This is a genomic window from bacterium (assembly GCA_041648665.1).
In the GTDB taxonomy this organism is placed as follows: domain Bacteria; phylum UBA10199; class UBA10199; order 2-02-FULL-44-16; family JAAZCA01; genus JAFGMW01.
In genome coordinates, this window is record JBAZOP010000002.1 from 86,479 (window position 1) to 107,313 (window position 20,835).

Genomic DNA, 20,835 nt, shown 5'->3' on the forward strand with positions numbered 1-20,835 from the left:
GGCTCTACCTCGCTAGATGATGAATACATCTGACCCGTCGGTCTGCAATGTCACCGACGCTCCGTCCACGTTGATGACCAAATCCAAGGCGGACCCCTCTATCAATTCCCCAGCCTCGGTCGCTACTGTAATGTTGTTCAACGACGCATTCATCCCGCTGTCCTTAACGGTGATCGTGTTCCCGCCCTTAGCAATCCACGCGGACTTCAGGTTGATCGTCACCGGAGCCGTTGCCGTATGGCTAACCAACAGCGTGGCCATGCGGTCATCCGCCAACACGTCATAGGAAACCGCTGCAACATCGTAGTGCTCGTTGCGGATATATCGCTGTCCACCTCGCTCCATTAGAACGCCTCCACTTCTGGGTCAATCACGTTATATCCGTCCACAATCAGATTCGTCACCGTAGCACCAATGTCGATGCCCAACCGGCAATGCGCCATCTTGATGTCCATCCCACCACCACCGGAATCGGTTATAGATGGGTTAGCACCAGGGGTAGTTTTCCGAATCGTGCAATCGTATAGCACGGCGGGTGCGGTGTCGTCGTACAAATCAATCACTGGAAAATCACCCAGCATGATAAGTGTACACCCAGATAGCTTATTGGAACTACCAAGGTGCCAGACATCTGTACCAGTACGAGTTGAACGGTAACATCTGATAAAGGTACACTTTTCAGCGCCACCAACCCCTCCAACCCGCGAACCCCAGCAATCCTCCCCGCCAACACAATCAGTGTACACCCCGTTGCATGAACCTGGGACAGCCGCACCGCCAGAACCGAAGGAACGTTCACCCGCAGTACACCGAGTAACGCTGCCTTTGACCGTACAACACGCAACAGAATCAGCGGTAACGATGCACGATCCAAACGACCTAACCCCGGCGTGACAATCAGTGGCGACCCCCTGGAACGCAGCCGTAACACCAGCAGGGGGGTTATTAGTCACACCAAAGCACCCGTCACCCCCTGTAACCCTATTCAGAATAGCGTCACATAGCGCGTTGTTATCAACCGACGTACCGAAACATCCGTCCCCTCCAATGGTGTCCTCTATCGTCCCGCTGCAAGTTCCAGGGCTACTTGCACCATATCCAAAGGAATAATCCCCAGACTCGCAATGCTTGGCAGTTCCAGTAAACGACGCTGATGCGGGTTGCACAGTAGCAGCACCAAAGGAATAAATCCCAGCAACACAATGATCCAAATCGCCGCTACAAAGCATATCATACATCGTAGAATCATCAGCACCGCACCCAAAGCAACGCTCCGTTCCGATGCAGTCAGACGCCTCTCCGCTGAAAGTGCTATGCCCATGTTCCGCATATCCGTAACTGTAGCCACGGGCCTCACAATCTACCATTGTCGCGGAGCACTCCGCGTTTCCACCAGTTCCAGGAGGAGCGCCGGTCAACACAGAAACACCAAACGCATAGTTGCCTGGAACAACACATCGAGTCAGCGTCCCAGCACACAACACATTTCCACCATTGCTCGCAACACCAAAACTACATGTGCCAGCAACACAGTCCATTGCTGTACCATCAAACGTTGCCCCCACATCTGGACCTGAAGACGCGCCAAAGCTCAATGAACCCGCTGTACAATTCTTGTAAAGCCCAGTAGCAGAACCACCATAAATGAACCCGTTCAAGTCCGTGTGGCAATCGTACCATGCAGATGAACACGACACCCCCATAAGCATCACCGCATAAGGCGGCGATACACCGGTCCCACGGAAGAACAACTCCTTGAACACACTACTAGGACTATCCTTCCGCATCAACAAACAAGCCTGTCCAGGAGTAGTAGCTATTTTCAAAATGCCGATCCGCTCCATGCGACCGCTATCAGCATCCCACCCCAGATCTATCCCATCAGGCACCAAGATCCTGGTCGAAGGTGTGCGAGCATCCCCGGACGCCTCCAGCACAGGAGAACTCCCCGCGCCGACAACCGACACATACTCCTGATCCAGATCCTTGCTGGCACCCATAACATAGGTTCCGCTCTGCAACTCAATGGTGAGCATGTTCGACGCGCTAAGTGCGACGCCTAACGAAACCCAGTTTGGAGCACAATCATACGTGTGCTCGAACAGCCTCCACCCTGCTGTCGGATCGGAGGACAAATCCAACGACGCAGGAATCCTGACGCAATCGTGCGCTGAACGGTATTCGCTTTCCCCATTCCACCAGCCGCGACCGTAGGCTCCAAGATTATCCAACGTGAAACCGACGAAAGACAGCCCACCGAGATCGGGACACGCCATCGCCATGGTTACGAGTGACGACTCATCGAAGACGATCGCGTTGCAAGTCGTGTGGTACTGTGCATTGACACTAGGATCCGGACCCATCCCAAAGTAACTGTCGATCAGAGCCTTCGACCGATGGATCACCGCGCCCCTGACGTTTCCGTACCCGCCATCAACCCTACCGTAAGCGTACGGATTCCCAAAGATGTCCCTGTCAAAGTTTGCGAAGTACTCGCAGTCCTCCATCCAGTTGATCCTGCACACCCCACACATGAACACTGACGACCTCGCGGCATAGATATCGATACGGTTATCCTGAAACCACCCACCAGGAACGTCACTGGTGTCAACGTGCGCACAGATCCACGAATGGTTCCCACCGTCATCTTGCGCTGGGCTGTCCTTCAAATAGAGTTTCATGACCCTGGTGGCGTCCAACTCATCGGCAGTTCCGCTGGCGTCGTTGAAAACATAGAAGCTCTCACGGACAGCGCCATTGATCTCCACGACATGAAAATCCGGCATCGGGAAACCGCAGCCTGCGTTCGCGTTCTGAACCTGTATACTGCCATCAACCAGCCTGAACCCTTGCGGGTAATTGTCATCATGAATCTTCAACCCCGGTTCCCATCCCACAGATGGCTTGCGCACAAATCTGACCGTTGGCGCATCCTTGTCCGTAGCCAGCCCGTAGGTATTCCACAGCTGAGGATCAATCGTCCACATGATGGCATTTGGCGTGGACAGCCGACAGTTGTCCCCCGTTATCGTGATGTGCATCCTCTGCGGAAGATACGTTGCCATCCCCTCGGCGTACACTCCGGGAGCAAGGTGGAACGTGAGGGGCTGCAAGAACACTGCAACATCCAACGGCCCAGGAATCGGTTGCGCATCACACGCCGCTTTGAACGTCTGGTACGGCTTCCCGATGGACCCGTCCCCCGTCACATCATTCCCGTCCACAGCGTCCACGTAGATCTCGCCGTTGCCGGTGATGGCCACGCTGCCTGTGATCGGCACCCACGCACCGTTCATCCGCCCCACGAACTCGTTCGTCGTGGTGCTGTAGTACCATGTCCCATCGACGGGCACGCCGAGGCCGTCCTGCGTCGAGTCCCAGCGGTTGGCCAACACGAACGCCGTCGCCGCAGCGTCATCCACGAGGTTGCCGAGGAAGTTCTTGTTGCCGTAGGGATCTTGAAACGCCATAGCGTCGTCCTCCTAAATCAGATCACGCTCCAGGTCATCGCGCCGTCGATGTTCATGTAGATGACCCCGGTCAATGTATCACGGTAGGGCGTGCCCGCCAGGGCCGTCACCACCCCGTTCGGGTTCCCCGCGCCCGTCATCCAGCCTGATCCACCCGTCGCCGGGAAGGCGAACAGGGTTGTAGGCGTCAGCAAGTCCAGCCGCGCACCGTTGAACCACTGGATGGTGTAGTCGTCGTTGACCACGCCGAAGACCATGCGCGAGGAAGAGATTTCCGTCTGGCTCACGTCCAGCTCCCACTGGACGGCCTGGGGACCCACGGCACCGGGCTGCAGGTCGGCGCAGATGAGACCACCCCGCACCAGCGTGAGGTCGTTGGGCCCAACTGAGATCTCGACCTGCAGCGTGCGCGAGATGAAGATGGCAGAGTCCACCTGGGTGAACGTCCAAGCTCCCGGCGCGTTCGTGACCTCGACGGTCGGAAGCTGCCGATGGATCAGTGTGAGGTGCTCCAGCAGCGCAAACGCCGTCGCATCCGCCCCCTGGGCGAAGGTGCCGAACAGCTGCTGCCACTTCTGCCAGTCCGCGTTCCACGGCGGGATCGGCCACTGGAAGCGTCCTGTGTACTCGTTGGCCATCCTCGTCCTCCTACGCCGCCAGGTTGCTGATCGCCAGCGACCCCAGCGTGATGATCCGGTTGGCGGCCGGCACGAGGTTGCCCTCCGGATCGATATCCGAGGGCCCCGTGATGGCGATGTTCGTGTAGACCATGCCGACCGCGGCCTCCTCCACCACTCGGTGCAGGTCCGACAGGTACAGCGGCTCGTTGAAGTCGCGGCCCTTCAGCAGCTCCACGATGGCCGCCCGCGCCTTGGCCGCCTCCTCCTCGTACACGTAGGCTGGCCCAACGAGCAGCTCGACCTCGATCTGGGCCGGCACCAGCGCAGCGGCACCGTTTACCACCTGCACCTGCTGCGTGACCTCCTTGATGCCGTCCAGGTACGCCTGGAGTCCCATGATGAGCCCAACCGATGGCGCCACGTAGTTGCCATCGGCGTCCAGCGACAGGATGGGCACCTGCACGTAGTTGCTCAGGCAGTCGTCGCTGAACATCTGGGCGATGCGGACGCGCATCGCATCGGTCTTGACCACGATGTTGGCCTGCAGATCCTCCGCTTTGCCGTCGATATCCGCTGCCTCAGCGCCCAGCGTGATCACCAGCGTCTGCAAGCTCGTGGCTGCCGCATCCACGGCCACCTTGATCGCCGGGATCGAGGTGTCCGGCGCCACTGGCGCGTCGTTCGTGAGGGCGTCCAGCGTGGGGTTGAGCAGGGTGCTGACCGTCAAGTCCAGCATGCCCCCCGCCGCCTGGACCGCGGCCAGGGCCGTCGCCCCCTGCCCCGTAATGCCAGTCGCCTGGCCGATGGCCGACGTCAGCTCATCAAGTACGTGCGTGCGCGCCGCGCTCGGCGCGAAATTCGCATCATCACTGACGTACGCGTACAAAACCTCCAACGCCGTCTTCTGGTTCGCTGACGTATCGTTGACGACGGCGATGGCTGTCTCGGCCGTCGTTCCCTGCGCCCGGGCAGCCTGCACGTTGACCTTGGCGCTCGTAACCCATCCCACGAGGCTGTCCGCCCCCAAAGCCCGCAGATTCTCCAGGGCAGCCATCTGCGCCTGGATCGTGGCCACGTACGTGCTCATGGTGGTGGCCCCGGTGGCCAGATCCGCCTCCAGGGCAGCCACAGCCGCGACGTACGCTACCAAGTACGCCTCCACATCCTCGACCAGGTTGTTGAAGGTCAGGTCCGCGTAGGTGCCGCGGGGGTTGAACGCGTACGCCTTGGCCACCGACCCGTACAATGGGTCCACGAAGCTATTGGACAGGGCGTCGTAGTCCAGGGCCGTGATGGCCGCGCCGCGCGCAGCGAACGACAGCGGGGCCAGGCGCCGGGCGTGGTCGGTCTCCTCGGGGTCCGTGCCGCCCGTAGGGGCCACCTCGTGGTCCACCTCGAACGTGACCTCGGCCCCGCCAATGGAGAGCACGTCGATGCTGCTGCTGATGCTGTGCGCCTTGGGCTCGTTGCCCTTGATCCCGTCGATCACGACGAAGCGGAGCTTGACCTCCGCACCCGTAGGCGGGATGGCGCCCGCGATGCCATCGCCGAACCGCACGAGGGGCGGCTGCGCCGTGTAGTCCACCTCGAACTGCTCGTCGTTGGCGTAGGTGAGGAAGGTGCGCTCCTCCCACTCCAAGCCGTCCACCCAGGCTTCCACGCTCAGATCAGCCAGGTAGCGATCCTCGGGCACGCTCGACAGCGGGTAGGTCTGGTTGGCCGCCCCGTTCGCCGTGAACGTCAGCAGGAACGTGTCGCCCTGGCGCACGCTCACTGTCCGCTGGGTTCCTGGAGCCAACGCCAGGGGCTCAACGAGCGCCGCGTAGGACTCGTAGACGAGCCCCGCCGGCCCCTGGTACCGCCACCGCGCGGGCATCGTGAAGGGCCCCGTGGTGCCATCGGGGAAGGTCAGCGAGAGTTCCACGCTGGCCGCCGCGGCCGGACGCATCTTGTAGCCCAGCTGCCGCACGATCCTGTTCGCGGCGCTCGGCGTGCGGGCTGTCTCCAGGAAGCAGTCCGACGCCGTCCGGTCCAGGTACCACTGGAGCTGCGCCGTGGCGTAGGCCATCATCTCGATGAGCATGATGCCCTGCGTCGTAGTGGCGTAGTCGTTGTACACCGTGGTATAGACCGCCTTCAGCCGCCGCAGCAAGTCGTCGAAGATCGACGCGTAGTCGCGGGCCGCGTACTTCACCGTGTTGAGCGGCGCCCGGTCAGCTACCAGCGGCTCGTATGGATCGGTTGCCATGGCGATCTTACCATTTCACAAACAGGACGAGATGCCGCTTGACATTCGCCCCAACGTGACCCATATTGTCTCCTATGAGACGCGAAAACTTCAAGGTCAACCTGGATCCCGACTTGGCCGCCTGGCTCCGCGCCGAGGCCGCCCGCCGCCGCTGCTCCTTCTCGCAGGTCGTGCGGGAACTCATCGCCGCCGCCATGGCCCAAAAATGATCCTGGCCCAGCGCATCCGGCTCGCCCCCAACAACGTCCAGGCGAGCTTCCTGGAGCGCTGCGCCGGTGCGGCCCGCTTCACCTACAACTGGGGCCTGGCCCGCTGGCAGGAAATCCACGCCGTCGGCGGCACGCCCTCCTGGCGCACCCTCAACGCCGAGATCAACGCCCGGAAGGACCGCGACCTGGGGTGGCTCCGCGATCTTCCATGGGCCGTCCCCAACACCGCCCTCGCCGACCTCGGGCGCGCCTTCGGCCACTTCTTCCGGCGGGTGAAGGCCGGCCAGCGCCCCGGCTACCCGCGCTTCAAGGCCAAGAAACGCTGCACCCCCGCCTTCGCCATCGAGGGCCGCGCGATCCACTTCGACGGCCGCCGCGTGCACCTCCCCAAGCTCGGCTGGGTGCGTACCCGCCAGCCCCCCCGCTTCCCCGGCCGCGTGCTGAGCGCACGCTTCTCGAAACACGCCGGCCACTGGGACCTCGCTATCCAAGTCGAGATCGACGAAACCCGCTGGACCTACCCCCACCGCTGCGAAACCCAAGCAGCGGTCGGCGTGGACCTCGGCGTGGTCGACCTCGCCGTGCTCTCCACCGGCGAACACGTCCCGGCCCCCCGCAGCCTGCGGCACCACGCCGCCCAACTCCGGAGGTTGAACAAGGAACTGTCCCGCCGCACCCGCGGCGGCCAGAACTGGCAGAAAACGAAGGCGAAGCTCGGGCTCCTGCACGAGCACATTGCCCACGTGCGGCACGCCGCCACCCACGCGCTGACCGCCTCCCTCGTCCACCACTTCCGCTGGATCGGCATCGAGGACCTGCACGTCGCCGCGATGATGCGAGGAAGGCTCGCCACCTCCCTCCAGGATGCCGCGATGGCCGAGGTTCGCCGTCAACTCGCTTACAAGGCGCCCCTCGCCGGGAGCACCGTGGTCGTCGCCGACCGCTTCTACCCGAGCAGCAAGACGTGCGCCACCTGCGGCGTCATCTACGCCGACCTCGCCCTGAACGAGCGCCGGTGGACCTGCGAAAGCTGCGGGGCCGAGCACGACCGCGACGAGAACGCCGCCGAGAACCTGTACCAATTGGCCGCCGCCCAGGCGGTGACAGCCTGCCGCCACGAGAGCGCTGGCGCCCTTCGGGACGCGCAACTCTCGCTTGGGCAGGAATCGGGCCACGCTGTTAGCTTCGGTTAGCATCGTTTTAGTCCCGAATGGGATGTCATCCACCTGCCAGCGGCAGCGTCACCTGCGTCTGCTGGGTCTGCGGCTGTCCCACCCTGCGGTACAGCACGTCCACGATGATCGCTGTCTCTACCCCGTCCGCCTTCTCGCTCAGGCGCGAGTCCACGGCCAGCACCTCCGCCTGCGGCACGAAGGTCTCGATCGCCTGCGTCACCTCGCTGGCGACGCGCGCTTGCAACAGCGGAGTCATGTTGTTGAAGATCAGCCGGTGGATGTTCACCCCCATGTCCGCATGCATCAGCCGCTCGTTCGTCCCCGTCAGCATCAGCGCCACGATCGAGCAGAACAGCGCCGCATCCGGGTCCGCCAGCGCCGGGAACCCCTCCTTCCCCAACTGGAAGGGGAACGCGAAGGTCTTGACGACCTGCGCATCGGAGACGGGCGGTGGCGCGTTGACCGTCGGCATCTTCCTACCCTATCACGCCAGCGCGCGAAAGGCACGCTGCTGGACCAGCGAACACGTGTGCGCCGATCAGTCGAGGGGGCATCCTGGCATCTCCGGTAGGCCCGGCAGCCCCGGGATCGCCGGGATCGGCAACCCGGGGATGGGAATCGCCAGCTTCAGCGTCGGCAACCCCAGCGACAGCCCCACACTTGGGAGCCCTGGCAGCCCTGGCAGCCCCGGGGGGGACGGGAGCGCGAACGGCAGCCCCGGCACCGGGATCGCCAGCGTCAGGGAGGGCAGCCCCAGCGACACGCCAAAGGACGGGAGGCTGGGCAGCCCTGGCAGCCCCGGGATCGCCGGGATCGGTAGCCCGGGCACGGGGATCGCCAGCGCCAGCGTGGGCGGCGTCGGGATCCGGCAGTTCGACATGGATGCGCTCCTTCGTCATGCGACGTACACCTTGGTCGACAGCTCCTTGCCCATCGTAGGCGGTGGCTGCGCCCCGGGGGCCACCGGGCTCCCCGGCGTTGGCGTCCCGATGAGGTGGCCCGCTGCGCCATGGGTGATGGCCCAGATCATGAGCTTAGTCCCCAGCACAGCGGGCTCGCTCGCCCCCTTGCCCAACATGACCGTGCCCGCGTTAGCCGCGAACTGCTGCGAGCAGTCGGCGACCACGTTGTCCCCCGTGATCGTGATGTTCTTGCCGTCGATGCCGATGGCCCCGCCGCTCTTCGTGGCCAGCGTGATCTTGTCGTCGCCCAGCATCAGCAGCGACGTGACCTCCTGCTGGTCGTTGGCGGTCATGATGCTGGTCTCCGCCTTCGTAGCGCTCATGAAGATCGTGCTACCGTTCTGGTTTTCGATCTGCACCGCGCCGTCCTTGTCCATCGCCAGGAAGACCGGGCTGGGCGCCCCCGCCCCGTCGCCCTTGCACAGCATGATGTGGAGATCCTCGGGGTCGTCCGACATGCGCAGGAAGTGACCCGCGCGCGTGCGGATGCCCTTCCGCAACGCACCCTCCGCATCAAAGGTGTCGCTGGCTTTCTCCGCGATGAGGTAGCCCCCCATGTAGACGGGAAATTCCGGGTCGCCGTGCTGGAACTGCATCCATACCGCCGCGCCGACATCCGGCGGGTGGAACAGTCCGCTCACCTGCTTGGTTTCCGGGTCCACCGCCAGCCCCGGCATGCATGGCCAGGCCCACCACCCCTTCCCCACCTGATCGGGGCGCCGCACGCCAACGGCGGGGCACAGCGCTTGAATGCGGCCCCGGTTGTCCGGGTCGGCGTTGTTCACCACCGTGCCGGGGTAGATGCCGTAGTAGCGCTTGGCGAACCCCTCGATTCCAATGCGCGCCAGCGTATCACACAGCCACCCGATCGGGTCCAACCGGCGCCTGTTCGCATCTGGGCGGTTCCCTAACATGATCTACTCCGGCACCTGTCCCGCGGGCGTCGTCTTCTTTTCGCCCTCTGGATCTACGCCGCCAGCCCCCTGGCGCATGACGGTCAGGCTCATCTCGTAGCTGCCCGGCCCCCACGTGTGGGTCGCCTTCTGCACAAGGTAGGGGCCGTTGTAGATCTCGCCGGCCCCCGCGAGGTTGACGTACATGCCCGGGATCACCCAGGGCAAGCCCAGCGACGTGATGACGCCCTGCTGCGCTGGGTTCCCAGCCGTTTGCCGCCAATCCGCAACGTTCTGAGCGCGGCTCGCTCCTGCTGCTCCAGGAGGCATGGGCTCACTCGCGTAAACAGCTGGCGTGCCATCCTGCTTGACGCCGTCTCCGATCAGTTCTCCACCTCCCTCATCTGCGAGGGACAAATCCTGCTGGATCGCCGGCAACGACCCAGCCGTCGCCACCTGCTGCTCCTCTGGCAGCGCAACCTTCTCCACAACCTTTCCCGTGTCCTGATCGATGTAGGCGATCAGCACACCCTTGCCTGCTTGATCATCCCCACCAACCAGCCACGTCGCGCTCGCCCCTCCCCCTTCCGGGGCCCAACTCAGGCACGGGAAGGTGGACGTAGACAAGTCCACGACCCCGCGCAAGCGAAATGTCGGCCGCGGCAACGTAGACGGATCCGCCTTAGATCCGGTCGCAGCCTGCTTGATGAACCCGAGCGACACCTCCAGCTCAGTAGCAACGTAGACCGTGTTGATCCGCGAGCTAGGATCTGTTACGTCCGGCCCGATCCAGTAGGTCAGGTTCATGAGAGCGCAGATCCGCTTGATCGCTTCCCAAGCCGTCAGCCTCGCATACGCCAGCGGGTGCCACATCGTTTTGAACGATGCGAAGGAGTCCGGGTCATATGACGCAGCAATCTGACACGCATCCAGCGCCCCAGGAGAAAGCGCGGGCAGCAGACCCATCGCCGCGATGCACTTCTCCAGCATGCTCTTCGGCGACTGGTCCAGCACGACCAGCTCCTTCGAGATTGTGTAGTGCGCCCCCTCCGCTGTCACCTGCACGGTGATCTGGCCCGACAGGCCGTTCGCGTCCAACGTGAGGCCATCGCCCCCAGCCTTCAGGAATCCCCCGAACCACGGCGTCCACCAGTCGGGCCGCGATGCGTACCCGATGCGCGCCTGCGCGTGCATGCCAATGGCAAACGGCGTGTCGCTCCCCAGCATCGCGATCGCCTCGTCGTACGGCGCATCGAACGTGAGCTGCAAGGTGGCCGTCCGGCCAAACTCGTACAGCATCGCGACGCCCGTCAGGAACGGCGCGCTCGGGGGCGCAAAGATCCACTCCCTGCCCGATTTTGGGCTCTTGAACCGAACCTGCGCCACGGGATCGGTGAACATGCGTCAGCTTCCCTGCGGGAGGAGCTTGCGCTCCACCCACTCCCGCCGAGGGATCTTCAGGAGGCGCCCCACGTACAACTGCACGTCCGGCAGGTCCATGCCGTTGCGTGCCGCGATGACCCACCCGCGATCGCTGCGGCTGTAGTAGCGCAGCGACAGGATGTCCAGCCGCATGCTGGGGCTGTCCACGACGTAGTCGTCCTCGTTCTCGGTCACCCCCTCCCAGGAAGGCATGACGAACGGCTCGCGGAACCGCACGGGGGATCCCACCTCCAGGTCCCACACCACCGCCTCCGCCATGAAGCGCATCGGCGATCCAGCGTCCGCCGTGAGCACGCGCGCGGGGATGGTCGGGGTCGGCGCAGGCATTGATCAGCCTCCCAGTACAACCTCTCCACCCGACCCAACCTTGCCGCGGGTGATGAGGTCGCTCTTCGCGATGGTTTCCGTGTTCGCGCGGATCTTGTCCAGGATCGCGCGCTGCTTCGCGCTCTCGTTGATGATGGCCATGGTCACCCCGGCCATCCCGGGGATGTTCAGCATGGCGCGCATCTGGGCCTTCACGTCCTCGGTTTTTCCCTCCACCGTCACCGTGCTCTGGAGCGACCCGCCGAAGTCGCGCATCATCATGTTCGCCACGTCTGCCAGCAAGCTCTTCTTCCGCGCCAACTCCTCCATCTTGGCCTTGTAGGCGTCGAACGTCGCGTACACCGAGGCGTCCAGGGTGTCGTTCACCGCCTGGGTCACCAGATCCACGCTCGTCGTGATCCCGCTAGCGAAAGACTCCATCAGCGCCATGCCAGCGTTGAACGCCGGATCAGCCGGTCCTCCAGCTCCAACGTTTGCCAATGGTCCGTCCAGAATCGGAGAATGTGACGTCAGGCGATCCGCCACCGTCTGCGCAGCGATATCCGCTCCCTTTACCATCGCATCAATGCTCGGCTGTTCAGTCATGCCACCGGCGAACCCCAGGCTGACTTCTGCACCGGCATTCATCGCGCCCACCGCTGCCTGCCCGAACGCCTCGCTCACCTTCTGCGCGGCAGCCTGCGCTGCAAGCTGCGCCTGCGATTCCACGTTGGTCAACCGCTGCTGGGCCTCCTCCATCTGGATCTTCGCCTCGGCCCGGACCTCTTCCTGGCGGATGATCAAGTCCATGGCCTTCTTCACACCGACCGTCAGCGCATCGTCCTTGATGCCAGCAGCACCGGCTGACTTCGTGATCTGCGCCTGTACCCCCTTCAAGACGGCAGACGCCTTCGCTGCCTCCGTCTCGGCTTGCGTCAGCGCCGATAGCCCTTCTGGTGTAGTAATGTCCTTCCCCTGCAACCCCGACAGGGCCTTCTTGGCTTCCGCTTCCTGGTGAGCAGCCACTGACAACTTGTCCGCCTGCGCCTGCCACCCAGCCATCCACTTCTGTTCACGCTCGACCTGTTTCTTACCCTTCTTCTCGCCCGCGATGTCCGCGCCAGTGCCGATGCCAAACGCCTCCAGCGCGCCCGTTGCAGCCACCCCCTGCCCTTCCACCATCGCTGTCCAATTCTTCTTGTGCTTTTCAAACCCTTCCTTCACCTGCGCAAGACGGTCTTGCATATCCTTGGCCCGCTCTGATGCAAGTTTCGCTTCTAATTCTTTTCCCTTCTTCTCTGCGTACTCTGGATATGCCAACTGCAATACAATATCCTGCAACCCAACAGACACTTCCTGGATGAACTTCTGCACCTTCAGCGCGAACCCGTGGATGTAGTTGCGCATCGACTCCAGCATGTTGGAGAAGTACCGCGAGATCGAGACATCGCCTTCCTGGGATGCCTGATCCATTCCGCTTCCAAACATACCAGCAATGGTCTGTGTCAACCCTACTGTGCTCACTCCGGCGATCCGGATTGCTCCCTCTCCAGCGGTCATGATGCTATCACGAGCACGTCCAATCCATTTGGCCGTGGTCGTTGCCCACGATGTATCCAATTCAGCCGAATCGAACGTCGCCAGTTCATTCAAAGCCGCTTTGCGGTACTCTACGCTCTGAAGCGCGATCTGCTGCGACACCGCCGTAGACGCGCGGATACCGTTGGCGATGCCACTCACCAGCGATGATCCAGCGTCCTCCCCGGCACCCTCCAGGTTTATGTCTTTTACCAAAGACTTCGACTTTTTTACCGCATGCTCCATCCCATCATCGAAGTTATTCTTGAAGTTGTACCACCAGTCTTCGATGGCCCATCCTGCGTCCTGCAACCCCTCCTTCACGTTGAGTTTGAACTCGCTGAACTCGGGGTCCTTCTGCAACCCATCCCACCACCCCTTGATGCTGTCGCCCATCCCGGAGAAGCTGTCCTTCACGTCCTCCCACGTCCATGAGTCCCACCACTCCGAAACGCTGTCCACGACCTCCTTGCCCAGCCCCCACAGCATCTTGCCCAGGCCCTTGGCCGCCTCCCAGATGGCGCCCCCCAGGTTCTCGATGAACTTGGTCCCAGCCTTCCCAAGCTCCCCTTCTGCTTCCTTGCCAGTGATCCACCCCCAGATGGCCTTGGGGATGAACGTGAGTGCATTCCACACGAAGCTACCGATGCTCTTTCCCACCTGCGCCCAATCGATCTTGGCCAGAAAATCGCGGATCTTTCCCGCAAGTCCTCCCACCCAATCGAGTGCTTTGGAAAAGACCTTACCCAGGTCCATCCCCCTCTTGGAAAGCATCTTTATGCCGACCACGACGCCGCCAATCACTAACCCGATGAGTCCTAGCTTTCCAATGAATCCACCCAGTCCCCGTGTGAGCAATCCACCCGGCCCAGTCAGGATGGACAACTGGCCGAACAACGACATGACTGGCCCCGCCGACGTTGCCACCGACCCCAACGCCGATCCTGCCAGCTCAACGATGGCCGAGAACTTGGCCATCTCCTTGTTGGACCCCTCCAAGTCCATGATCAACCCTCTGAACCCCAGCTGGTTCGCCGCCGACAGCCGCTTGATCAGCGGCCCCCATGTCTCGTCCGACGCCAGCTGCTTGGTCTGCGCTGCCACCTCGTTGTAGGCCCGCCCCATGTCTCCCACGAACCGCACCACGTCCTTGCGGGCGATAGCCCGGAACTTGGTCTCGAAGCTGGACTTCATGAGGTCCATCGACTCCTGGAGCGTGCGGCCCGTGCTGAACGCCTGGTTGGCGTAGTCCTTCAGCGAGAACTTGCCATCCGACGTGATCTTGCTGACCCGCTCCAGCGCCTTGGCGCCAGAATCCCCGCGCTGCGCGAGGTACCCCAGCCCGTTCGCCGCCTCGCCCAGCGCCCCGCTGAGTTCAGACAGCATGGCCTGCTGCTGCGCACCACCCGTGCCGAAGCGATCGAACACCCCCTGGAGCAACTGCGTGCCCTTCACCGCGTCGCGCGACCCCACCTCGATGATGTTCACCGCCTCGTCCATCCCCACGCCCAGCTTGGTCATCCATTGGAACAGCGGAGAGTCATCAAGGGACCCGATGCCGTACTTCATCGCCCGCTCAATCGCAACCGCCTGATCCGCGAACATCTGGGCCGTCTGCTGGCCCAACTGGACCGCCTCCTCCTCGCTGCTGCCCATGGACCGGAACGCGCCCGAGAGGCGCACGGTGGACTCGGTGAGCGCCATCATCTCGTCGCCGCTACGCCGCATCTCCGGGGGCACCTTCTCGAACGTCTTGGCCAGGCCCTCCAGGTTGCCCTTGAGCTTCTTGAGCGGTTCCACGCCCACGCCCGCCTTGCGTCCCAAGTCGGTCAAGCGATTGATGTACTTGACCTCGTCCGCCGCGCTGGCCTGCCACCACGCCCCCAGGCCGCCCATGGCGTCGGTCAGCTGGTCCATCTCGATCCCGGTCGTCTCCGTGATCTTCACCCAGTCCTTGGCCGAGTACCCCAGCGCGTCCAGCGCCTCCTTGGCAGGCCCCGTCGCCTGGTTCATCCCCTTGAACACCTTCGCCACCGTCTCCGCGCCGACGTTCAGCGAGATCGCCATCGACGAGATCTGGCCCGTCATCCGCCGGGCTTCCTTGCCCGTCAGGTTCAGGGATGCCACAAACGGCTTGGCCGCCTTGGCGTTGGCCACGGCCATCGCCTCCAGGCTGTTGGTCAGGTTGCCCGTGTCGCCCGTCAGGGAGCGCACATCCGACGCGATGGAGGCGATGTTGAACTGCTTGATGCTCTCGAAGAACCCCGGGACGTCCGACTTCTTGGCGATCTTGGACTGGGTCTCCATCGTGTCGTTGAGCTTGTCCATGCTGGACTGCGCCGACGACATGGCGGCCTTCATCCCCACGTCCCGCGCCCCCATGCCCCATGAGATGCCCAGCAGGTTCACCGATGCCTCCTACCAGCGAACACGTGTGCGCTCCTACCTTCGCCTGCGCGCATGCCGCCGCGCGGATGCCGCCTGCTGCTCCGCCTGGGAGCGCCGCGACTCTTCGAGGCGCCCCTTCTGCTCCACGAACCGCTTGCGGCGGCTGTATGGCATGCCCATGATGCTGTCGTAGGTGCCACCTTGCAGCTCCATGAGGAAGAACACCTCGCTCTCCTGCGCCGCTAGGGCGCCGAGGGGAAGAAAAAACTGGGCTGCCCCAGGTTCAAGTCGTCCCGCCACTCATGCTGACACGACGGACACGCAAAGTCTACTACCGTGTCCACGTGGCCTTCGTACTGCTCGAAGAGGGCCCGGATCTCGTTGCGGTCCCGCGTGGGGAGCCCCTTCAGGCACGCCATGGCCTCCTTGTGCTTCCGATCGCGCTCGACGGGCACGCCGTCGATGGCCTCCACGCGCGTCAGCAGCCCCAGCGTCAGCGTGTCCTCCTTGCGCTTGCCCTTCGCGCTCAGCCACTCCTCGTCCGCCGCGGTCATGACGTGCCAGCGCACCACGCGCCCGGAGGACAGCGTGTGCTCCCACACCCGCTGCGTCCGATCCTGCATCGGCCGGATCTCGACCTGCGCGAGGTCCAGCGTGTAGCGCACCTCGTCGCGGCATTCCGGGCTGGGGCACTGCACCTTGACCTCGTACTGGTCGCCCAGTGACACGCGCCGGATGGCCAGGAGGGCCACCATGCGATCGCTGGCCGTCAGCGCCGCCACCGCTGCGTTGAGCGCCGCCCGATCATCGATGTTGCCAAGCCGGTGCGTGCAGTTCAGGATGATCTGGTTGAGCCGCTGAAGCACCGGGCCCTTCGCCGTCAGCAGGTCCTCCTCGTACCCCGTCATCTCGCCCACCACCAGCTCGCTGTGCACGCTCCCCTCCCGGTCCAGGTAGCCGCACGGCAGCTCCACCGTCAGCACGGTGGGGCGGATATCGGACCGATCCCAGTCCTGCTGCACCGCTGCCAGCTTCTCCTTGGTCGGCACGATCGGCGCCTCCGGCGCCCCCTGCTCGCCCTTCTGATCCTGATCCGTCATTGCTCTTGCACCTTTCTATGTGCCCGCTGCGCATCCAGCGACAGCAGCTCTGCTTCGGCGCGGCGCTCCTGCCGCACCCAGCCGACGATCAACTCGCGCACCACGTCCGAGAGCGACCGCCCCAGGCGATCCGCGCGATCCCGGAACTCCACCAGCACGTCCTCTTGGATTTCCATATTGAGCCTCGACATGCTACCTCCTGCGCACAGTCTACGCATGATCTGCGCACGCGGTCAACCATCCGGCCCCAAAAAAGTGCAGGCATAGGGTTGACAAACGCAATGGAGGCATTATTATAGTCCCAAGATGCCGGGCGCTAAGCCCAGGCCAACCGAGGAGGATCCAATGAAGATCGAACGCATCCGACGCCGGGTCATGCAGATCACCTACGACGGCCGCTCCCCGGAGATGGAGGCCCGGGCCAGCGCGCTCGCGCTCGCGCTGGGCGCGCGCGGCTACACCGTGACGCTGGTGAAAGCGTAGGGAACTGGACGCGCACACGTGTGCGCATGATCGTGCCCACAACGGTGCCACGCACCGTTCAACCAGGAGGAGAAGCCATGAACGAGACCGAGACCCCCAAGACGATCGACGGGCTGATCGTGGAGCTGCAGGAGGCCGAGGAGCGCCGCGACGACGCCCTGGCCGACTACGGCCGCGTGCTCCAGGAGAAGCTGGCGCTGGAGGCGACCTGCGAGACCCTGCAGGTGCTCGTGGCCTCCGCCGAGGGGGCCGCCACGGGGTACAAGGCCGCGGTCGCCGACCTCGCGGCCCGGCTCCAGCTGGCCGAGGCCGAGCGCGACGCGCGCGCCCTGGACGAGGAGTGGCGGGCCAAGCGCATCGAGATCCAGAAGCTCCGCGACAAGTGCGAGCAGATGCGCAAGAACCTGATCGCCGTGGACGCCCGGGCGGACGAGCGGTACGAGGCGCGCGTCGTCGAGATCTGCGCCGAGCGCGACCGGGCCATCGCCGCCGCCCAGGCCGACGCAGCTGCCCAGATCGCCACCGCGGAGGCCGGCGTCGCGGAGCGCATCGCCACGATCCGGGCCGAGGCCGCCCAGACCATCACCGAGCGCTGCGCCCAGTCCGATGCCGCCGCGCGGCTGGCCACGGTCGCGCACGGGGAGGCCGACGCCCGGGCCGCCGCCGCCACGCAGCGGGCCGAGATCGCGGAGCGCAACCTGGCCATGGTCCGCCAGGCCAACGTCCACCGGGTCGATGCCCTTCGGGACGCGGTGGCCCTGACGTTCGCCTGGGAGCGGCGCGACACGCGAAAGGTCAAGTCGGCGGACGACCTGATGCAGCAGCTCCAGAAGACGCTGTACCAGGCGATCGCCGTGGCGCGGTAGGTGCGGAGGATCCCCCCTCCCCCTGGGCAGAACCTGCGAGGTCCGGCATGGCCGGGCGAAGGAGAAGAAAGATGGACCGCAGCGACTTGGGAACCGACACGACCCTGGTGATCAACCTCGACGCCGAGATCTGGGCGGCCTGCCCCGACGAGCCCCTCAGCGCGGCCCCCCCGCTGCGCCTGGCGCCCGACCTGCGCTGGCGCGACCTCTACGACGAGGACGAGCCGGGATGCCTGTTCGACCGCTACCCGCGCACCGGCCGGGCCCGCAGCCGCCGGCGGCACGCCGCGTAACCACTACTGCGCAGGAGACAGCACGGGATCGGCGGCTGGATCGACGGTGGGATCGGGGGCGGGCCCGGGCGCCTCCTCGGCCTGGGCCATGCCCCGCAGGGCGGTCCGCACGGACGCGGCGCTGGCGCCGCTCACCTTGCCGCCCACCCGCTGGAGGCAGTTCACGATCACGGGGTAGAGCGCCTGCCGCAGCTCCGCCAGGACGGCCCCCGCGTCCCCCTCCTTGCCCACCACGGCCTGGAGGCGGGGCTTGACCTGGCTCCCTCCCAGCAGCGCCTCCAGGAGGCGCTCCACCTCCGCCTGGCTGGTGCGGAACGCGGGCGCGCCCTCCTCCAAGGACTCCTGGCGGGGCTCCCGAGTGGACTCCCGCATGAGCTGCCGCAACTGCCGTGCCTTCTCCGTCAACATCGTCGCACCGTCCTTTCGTTCACTAGCTGCGGGCCGCGCCCTTCAGCTCGCGCGCGCCCTTGGAGAGCACCCCTGCCGACACCGTGGCCCCGGCCGCCGCCAGCGCCTTGGCCACCAGCGCCTCCAGCGGGCCCTGGATCATGCCCGCGAACATCTGCGCCTGCCCCTCGTCGTCGAAGGTCCGGGTGAGCAGCACCTCCAGCTTGGGCGCCCCCAGCATGGCCTCCGCCATCCGCCCCACGACGCCCGCGCTGACCGCCTCGTCCACGCCATCCAGCTCGCGCAGGATGTCCTCGAAGCGAACCCCCATTGGGGCGCGCGCCGGAGCGGATGGCGCAGCAGCACCGGGCCTCTGGGCAACTGTCTTCTTCTCTGCCTTCCTCTTTTTCTCCCGAGCCTTGTTCACTTTGAGCAAGGTATTTTTTTGCCCCCGTTCAAAGTGACCGACCACACTGGCCTTCACACACTTCCCGAAGACCATCTTCATTCCAGGCGGACACCCGCGCCCCAGCGCCTCGTCCATCTCCTCCTGCGTCGCCCCCGGAGCCGCCCCCTTGGCCCGGGCGATCTTGGCGCACAGCGCCTCCGGGTCGTCCACGCCGCCCTTACAGCGCATAAACTCGACGCAGCTCTGGAAGCGCTCCCCCTTCTCCCCCTTGAACCGGCCCGTCTCCGAGTCGATGTACTTGGCCTTGCACGGCTCGTCGGCCTCGGCCATCAGCACTTCCACCTCGACCTGCTCCAGGATCTCTCGCATGCTTCCCATGATCCATTCCTCCAGATCCCTACGGGGATCCCGTAGGCGAAACCGCGGGCAGCGGCGCGCCGGTGCTCACCGACACGGGCAGCGGGACAATCCCGCTGGTCTGACGTAAGCGCGGGTCCCGCCGACGGCGCCGACGTTTTCCCTGCTGCATGTCCACGATACCCTTCACCGACCTCGCTCCCGTGGCCGCAGGGCCACCTCCGCTCCGCGATCCGTGCGCTGCGCATCCGCGCGATCAACATCTTCCACCATCGCGAAGATCTTGGCAAGCTGCTGGGCTACCATCATGGCGTGGCGCCCCTCGATCTGCATCGTGATCGCCATGGGTCCCGCCGGCGTGGGGCGCGCTGCAAACCTATAACTGGACACCAGCCGCCCCCGCACCGCGCGCTCCCCACGCATGCGCAGGAAGCTCAGCAACCGGCTCTCCGTGCGCGTGAGGGCGCGCTCCTTTGCTGCCGCGACCGGGGGAACCTCGTCCAGGAGCGCCCGCAGGCGCTCGCTCTCGCGGGCCATGCTCACGGGATCGCATCCATGAGATGGTCCAGCAGGTAGCGGCCATCTGCATGCCCAGCGAAGTCGCGGTGCGCCACGATGCCAGGGCCCGGCTTCGCGGACCACCCCAGTGGGGGCTTGCGCCACCCCCGGATCCGCGGCTGGGGCGCCCCCAGGTCGCGCGTGGGGAACACCACGGGGATCCCCAGGTGGTCGCACAGCCAGGGCACCAGGACCACCGTCACCGCCAGCTGGATCGGCAGCGGAGTCACGTAGAGGCGCTTGGCCCCCTTGGGCACCCAGCACCACCACGGCGCCGACACGATGATGCCGTGCGGCTCCCGCGCCAGCTCCGGCCGGTACGGGTTCACCACCTCCAGGCCCACCGACACCTTGTTGACCTGCCCCGCGTGCCAGCACACCTCCGTCGCCAAGTCCGCGTGGTTGTGGATCACGCCGTCCTTCCCCAGCACGAGGTGGATGCCCAGCTTGCGGCGCCGGATCGTGTCCGCGCAGCCCGTCGCCGAGTTGCCCGCCGTCTCGTGCAGCACGAAGGTGGTCAGCAGCTTCAGGCGCTCGGCGTTGGCCAGGTGCGGCTCGCCGTCGTCCTTCCAGTTGCGCGCCGTGCCCCCCGCCTCCAGCACGATCCGTGGCAGCGGCAAGCGCTCGCCACGCACGATGAGGTTGTTCGATGGCTCGCTCAAATGACACCTCCTGCCTTCCGGATGCGCCGGAACGCCCGGACCATGGACCGCAGCGGCACGCTGCCCTCCGCCGTCCACTGGACCGCCGTCAGGACCATGCCCACGCCCACGAGGTCGGCATCCTCGGGCGCCTCCACGGCCCCGAGCTTCCCCTCCTTCTCGAACCAGAATCCGTAGGCGTCCCGCGTCCAACGCACGGTCGCCGTTGCGGGCCCCGCCGGATCGTGGGGCACCAGGACGACCACGCGCAGGTCGCCCACCTCCTTGCCCTTGGGCCCCCGCAGGCGCGAGGCGAAGCGCGCCGTCGCCCGGGCCACCCCGTCGGACGGCCGCTGTGGCAGGCGCGCCCGGGCCGCCAGGCGGCGGTCGAAGATCGCCTCCATGATGCGGTCAAGAATGCCCGCCGCTACTGCCGTCCGCGCATCCAC

The 20,835-nt window shown here is 64.8% G+C and carries 22 protein-coding genes; 5 read left to right on the top strand and 17 right to left on the bottom strand.

Features of this window, described 5'->3' with window-relative positions; genetic code table 11:
* Positions 1–12 precede the first annotated feature (12 nt).
* The 4 genes from WC683_01565 to WC683_01580 are packed head-to-tail and all read right to left on the bottom strand — an operon-like array spanning position 13 to position 6,338.
* A complete protein-coding gene (locus tag WC683_01565; GenBank protein ID MFA4971269.1) occupies positions 13–345 on the bottom strand; it encodes a hypothetical protein in 333 nt (110 codons plus the stop codon).
* The gene (locus WC683_01570) at positions 345–3,470 is read right to left on the bottom strand and encodes a hypothetical protein (GenBank protein ID MFA4971270.1); all 3,126 of its coding nucleotides are present in this window, start codon (positions 3,468–3,470) and stop codon (positions 345–347) included. Before WC683_01570 ends, WC683_01565 begins: the two co-directional genes overlap by 1 nt.
* A gap of 17 nt (positions 3,471–3,487) precedes the next feature.
* Positions 3,488–4,108, bottom strand: coding sequence for a hypothetical protein (locus WC683_01575; protein ID MFA4971271.1), 621 nt, complete (start codon positions 4,106–4,108; stop codon positions 3,488–3,490).
* Positions 4,109–4,118: 10 nt separating this feature from the next.
* The gene (locus tag WC683_01580; protein MFA4971272.1) at positions 4,119–6,338 is read right to left on the bottom strand and encodes a hypothetical protein; all 2,220 of its coding nucleotides are present in this window, start codon (positions 6,336–6,338) and stop codon (positions 4,119–4,121) included.
* Between the two features lie 74 nt (positions 6,339–6,412).
* Between WC683_01580 and WC683_01585 the strand changes: the two genes are divergently transcribed.
* Both WC683_01585 and WC683_01590 read left to right on the top strand, forming a co-directional pair.
* Positions 6,413–6,547: a hypothetical protein gene (locus WC683_01585; GenBank protein ID MFA4971273.1), complete on the top strand. Its 135-nt coding sequence runs from the start codon at positions 6,413–6,415 to the stop codon at positions 6,545–6,547.
* Entirely contained in the window at positions 6,544–7,740 is a 1,197-nt protein-coding gene (locus tag WC683_01590) for an RNA-guided endonuclease TnpB family protein (protein ID MFA4971274.1), read from the top strand. The genes WC683_01585 and WC683_01590 overlap by 4 nt, the downstream gene beginning before the upstream one ends.
* Before the next feature lie 25 nt (positions 7,741–7,765).
* On the opposite strand, the gene WC683_01595 is transcribed toward WC683_01590, so the two are convergent.
* The 8 genes from WC683_01595 to WC683_01630 all read right to left on the bottom strand — a co-directional run bounded on the left by WC683_01595 (position 7,766) and on the right by WC683_01630 (position 16,583).
* The gene (locus tag WC683_01595; protein MFA4971275.1) at positions 7,766–8,194 is read right to left on the bottom strand and encodes a GPW/gp25 family protein; all 429 of its coding nucleotides are present in this window, start codon (positions 8,192–8,194) and stop codon (positions 7,766–7,768) included.
* A gap of 423 nt (positions 8,195–8,617) precedes the next feature.
* On the bottom strand, positions 8,618–9,598 hold the full coding sequence (locus WC683_01600; protein ID MFA4971276.1) for a phage baseplate assembly protein V: 981 nt from the start codon (positions 9,596–9,598) through the stop codon (positions 8,618–8,620).
* A gap of 3 nt (positions 9,599–9,601) precedes the next feature.
* Positions 9,602–10,978 carry a hypothetical protein gene (locus tag WC683_01605; protein ID MFA4971277.1) on the bottom strand — a complete coding sequence of 459 codons (1,377 nt, stop codon included), beginning with the start codon at positions 10,976–10,978 and terminating at the stop codon, positions 9,602–9,604.
* A gap of 3 nt (positions 10,979–10,981) precedes the next feature.
* On the bottom strand, positions 10,982–11,347 hold the full coding sequence (locus WC683_01610) for a hypothetical protein (protein ID MFA4971278.1): 366 nt from the start codon (positions 11,345–11,347) through the stop codon (positions 10,982–10,984).
* A gap of 3 nt (positions 11,348–11,350) precedes the next feature.
* Positions 11,351–15,313, bottom strand: coding sequence for a hypothetical protein (locus WC683_01615; protein ID MFA4971279.1), 3,963 nt, complete (start codon positions 15,311–15,313; stop codon positions 11,351–11,353).
* A gap of 33 nt (positions 15,314–15,346) precedes the next feature.
* Positions 15,347–15,517: a hypothetical protein gene (locus WC683_01620; GenBank protein MFA4971280.1), complete on the bottom strand. Its 171-nt coding sequence runs from the start codon at positions 15,515–15,517 to the stop codon at positions 15,347–15,349.
* A 17-nt stretch (positions 15,518–15,534) separates the two neighbouring features.
* Entirely contained in the window at positions 15,535–16,392 is an 858-nt protein-coding gene (locus WC683_01625; GenBank protein MFA4971281.1) for a hypothetical protein, read from the bottom strand.
* Positions 16,389–16,583 (bottom strand): hypothetical protein, encoded by a 195-nt coding sequence (locus WC683_01630; GenBank protein MFA4971282.1) that lies wholly within the window; start codon positions 16,581–16,583, stop codon positions 16,389–16,391. Before WC683_01630 ends, WC683_01625 begins: the two co-directional genes overlap by 4 nt.
* 154 nt (positions 16,584–16,737) lie before the next feature.
* Between WC683_01630 and WC683_01635 the strand changes: the two genes are divergently transcribed.
* The 3 genes from WC683_01635 (at position 16,738) to WC683_01645 (ending at position 18,034) form a co-directional block, all read left to right on the top strand.
* Positions 16,738–16,875, top strand: coding sequence for a hypothetical protein (locus WC683_01635; protein ID MFA4971283.1), 138 nt, complete (start codon positions 16,738–16,740; stop codon positions 16,873–16,875).
* Between the two features lie 77 nt (positions 16,876–16,952).
* Positions 16,953–17,741 (top strand): hypothetical protein, encoded by a 789-nt coding sequence (locus WC683_01640; protein ID MFA4971284.1) that lies wholly within the window; start codon positions 16,953–16,955, stop codon positions 17,739–17,741.
* Positions 17,742–17,812: 71 nt separating this feature from the next.
* Complete coding sequence (locus WC683_01645; protein MFA4971285.1) at positions 17,813–18,034, top strand: hypothetical protein; 222 nt, start codon at positions 17,813–17,815, stop codon at positions 18,032–18,034.
* Between the two features lie 3 nt (positions 18,035–18,037).
* Here the strand turns inward: WC683_01645 and WC683_01650 are convergent, their stop codons facing one another.
* The 5 genes from WC683_01650 to WC683_01670 form a co-directional block, all read right to left on the bottom strand.
* Complete coding sequence (locus WC683_01650; protein ID MFA4971286.1) at positions 18,038–18,442, bottom strand: hypothetical protein; 405 nt, start codon at positions 18,440–18,442, stop codon at positions 18,038–18,040.
* Positions 18,443–18,464: 22 nt separating this feature from the next.
* On the bottom strand, positions 18,465–19,208 hold the full coding sequence (locus tag WC683_01655) for a hypothetical protein (GenBank protein MFA4971287.1): 744 nt from the start codon (positions 19,206–19,208) through the stop codon (positions 18,465–18,467).
* 165 nt (positions 19,209–19,373) lie between these two features.
* The gene (locus tag WC683_01660) at positions 19,374–19,730 is read right to left on the bottom strand and encodes a hypothetical protein (GenBank protein ID MFA4971288.1); all 357 of its coding nucleotides are present in this window, start codon (positions 19,728–19,730) and stop codon (positions 19,374–19,376) included.
* Positions 19,727–20,407 (bottom strand): N-acetylmuramoyl-L-alanine amidase, encoded by a 681-nt coding sequence (locus tag WC683_01665; GenBank protein MFA4971289.1) that lies wholly within the window; start codon positions 20,405–20,407, stop codon positions 19,727–19,729. The genes WC683_01660 and WC683_01665 overlap by 4 nt, the downstream gene beginning before the upstream one ends.
* The gene (locus WC683_01670; GenBank protein MFA4971290.1) at positions 20,404–20,724 is read right to left on the bottom strand and encodes a hypothetical protein; all 321 of its coding nucleotides are present in this window, start codon (positions 20,722–20,724) and stop codon (positions 20,404–20,406) included. The genes WC683_01665 and WC683_01670 overlap by 4 nt, the downstream gene beginning before the upstream one ends.
* Between the last annotated feature and the right edge of the window lie 111 nt (positions 20,725–20,835).

Bases quoted from the DNA above. Each gene is read 5' to 3' on its own strand.
- WC683_01565 (MFA4971269.1), bottom strand. From the start codon at position 345: ATGGAGCGAGGTGGACAGCGATATATCCGCAACGAGCACTACGATGTT.
- WC683_01570 (MFA4971270.1), bottom strand. From the start codon at position 3,470: ATGGCGTTTCAAGATCCCTACGGCAACAAGAACTTCCTCGGCAACCTC.
- WC683_01575 (MFA4971271.1), bottom strand. From the start codon at position 4,108: ATGGCCAACGAGTACACAGGACGCTTCCAGTGGCCGATCCCGCCGTGG.
- WC683_01580 (MFA4971272.1), bottom strand. From the start codon at position 6,338: ATGGCAACCGATCCATACGAGCCGCTGGTAGCTGACCGGGCGCCGCTC.
- WC683_01585 (MFA4971273.1), top strand. From the start codon at position 6,413: ATGAGACGCGAAAACTTCAAGGTCAACCTGGATCCCGACTTGGCCGCC.
- WC683_01590 (MFA4971274.1), top strand. From the start codon at position 6,544: ATGATCCTGGCCCAGCGCATCCGGCTCGCCCCCAACAACGTCCAGGCG.
- WC683_01595 (MFA4971275.1), bottom strand. From the start codon at position 8,194: ATGCCGACGGTCAACGCGCCACCGCCCGTCTCCGATGCGCAGGTCGTC.
- WC683_01600 (MFA4971276.1), bottom strand. From the start codon at position 9,598: ATGTTAGGGAACCGCCCAGATGCGAACAGGCGCCGGTTGGACCCGATC.
- WC683_01605 (MFA4971277.1), bottom strand. From the start codon at position 10,978: ATGTTCACCGATCCCGTGGCGCAGGTTCGGTTCAAGAGCCCAAAATCG.
- WC683_01610 (MFA4971278.1), bottom strand. From the start codon at position 11,347: ATGCCTGCGCCGACCCCGACCATCCCCGCGCGCGTGCTCACGGCGGAC.
- WC683_01625 (MFA4971281.1), bottom strand. From the start codon at position 16,392: ATGACGGATCAGGATCAGAAGGGCGAGCAGGGGGCGCCGGAGGCGCCG.
- WC683_01630 (MFA4971282.1), bottom strand. From the start codon at position 16,583: ATGTCGAGGCTCAATATGGAAATCCAAGAGGACGTGCTGGTGGAGTTC.
- WC683_01635 (MFA4971283.1), top strand. From the start codon at position 16,738: ATGAAGATCGAACGCATCCGACGCCGGGTCATGCAGATCACCTACGAC.
- WC683_01640 (MFA4971284.1), top strand. From the start codon at position 16,953: ATGAACGAGACCGAGACCCCCAAGACGATCGACGGGCTGATCGTGGAG.
- WC683_01645 (MFA4971285.1), top strand. From the start codon at position 17,813: ATGGACCGCAGCGACTTGGGAACCGACACGACCCTGGTGATCAACCTC.
- WC683_01650 (MFA4971286.1), bottom strand. From the start codon at position 18,442: ATGTTGACGGAGAAGGCACGGCAGTTGCGGCAGCTCATGCGGGAGTCC.
- WC683_01655 (MFA4971287.1), bottom strand. From the start codon at position 19,208: ATGGGAAGCATGCGAGAGATCCTGGAGCAGGTCGAGGTGGAAGTGCTG.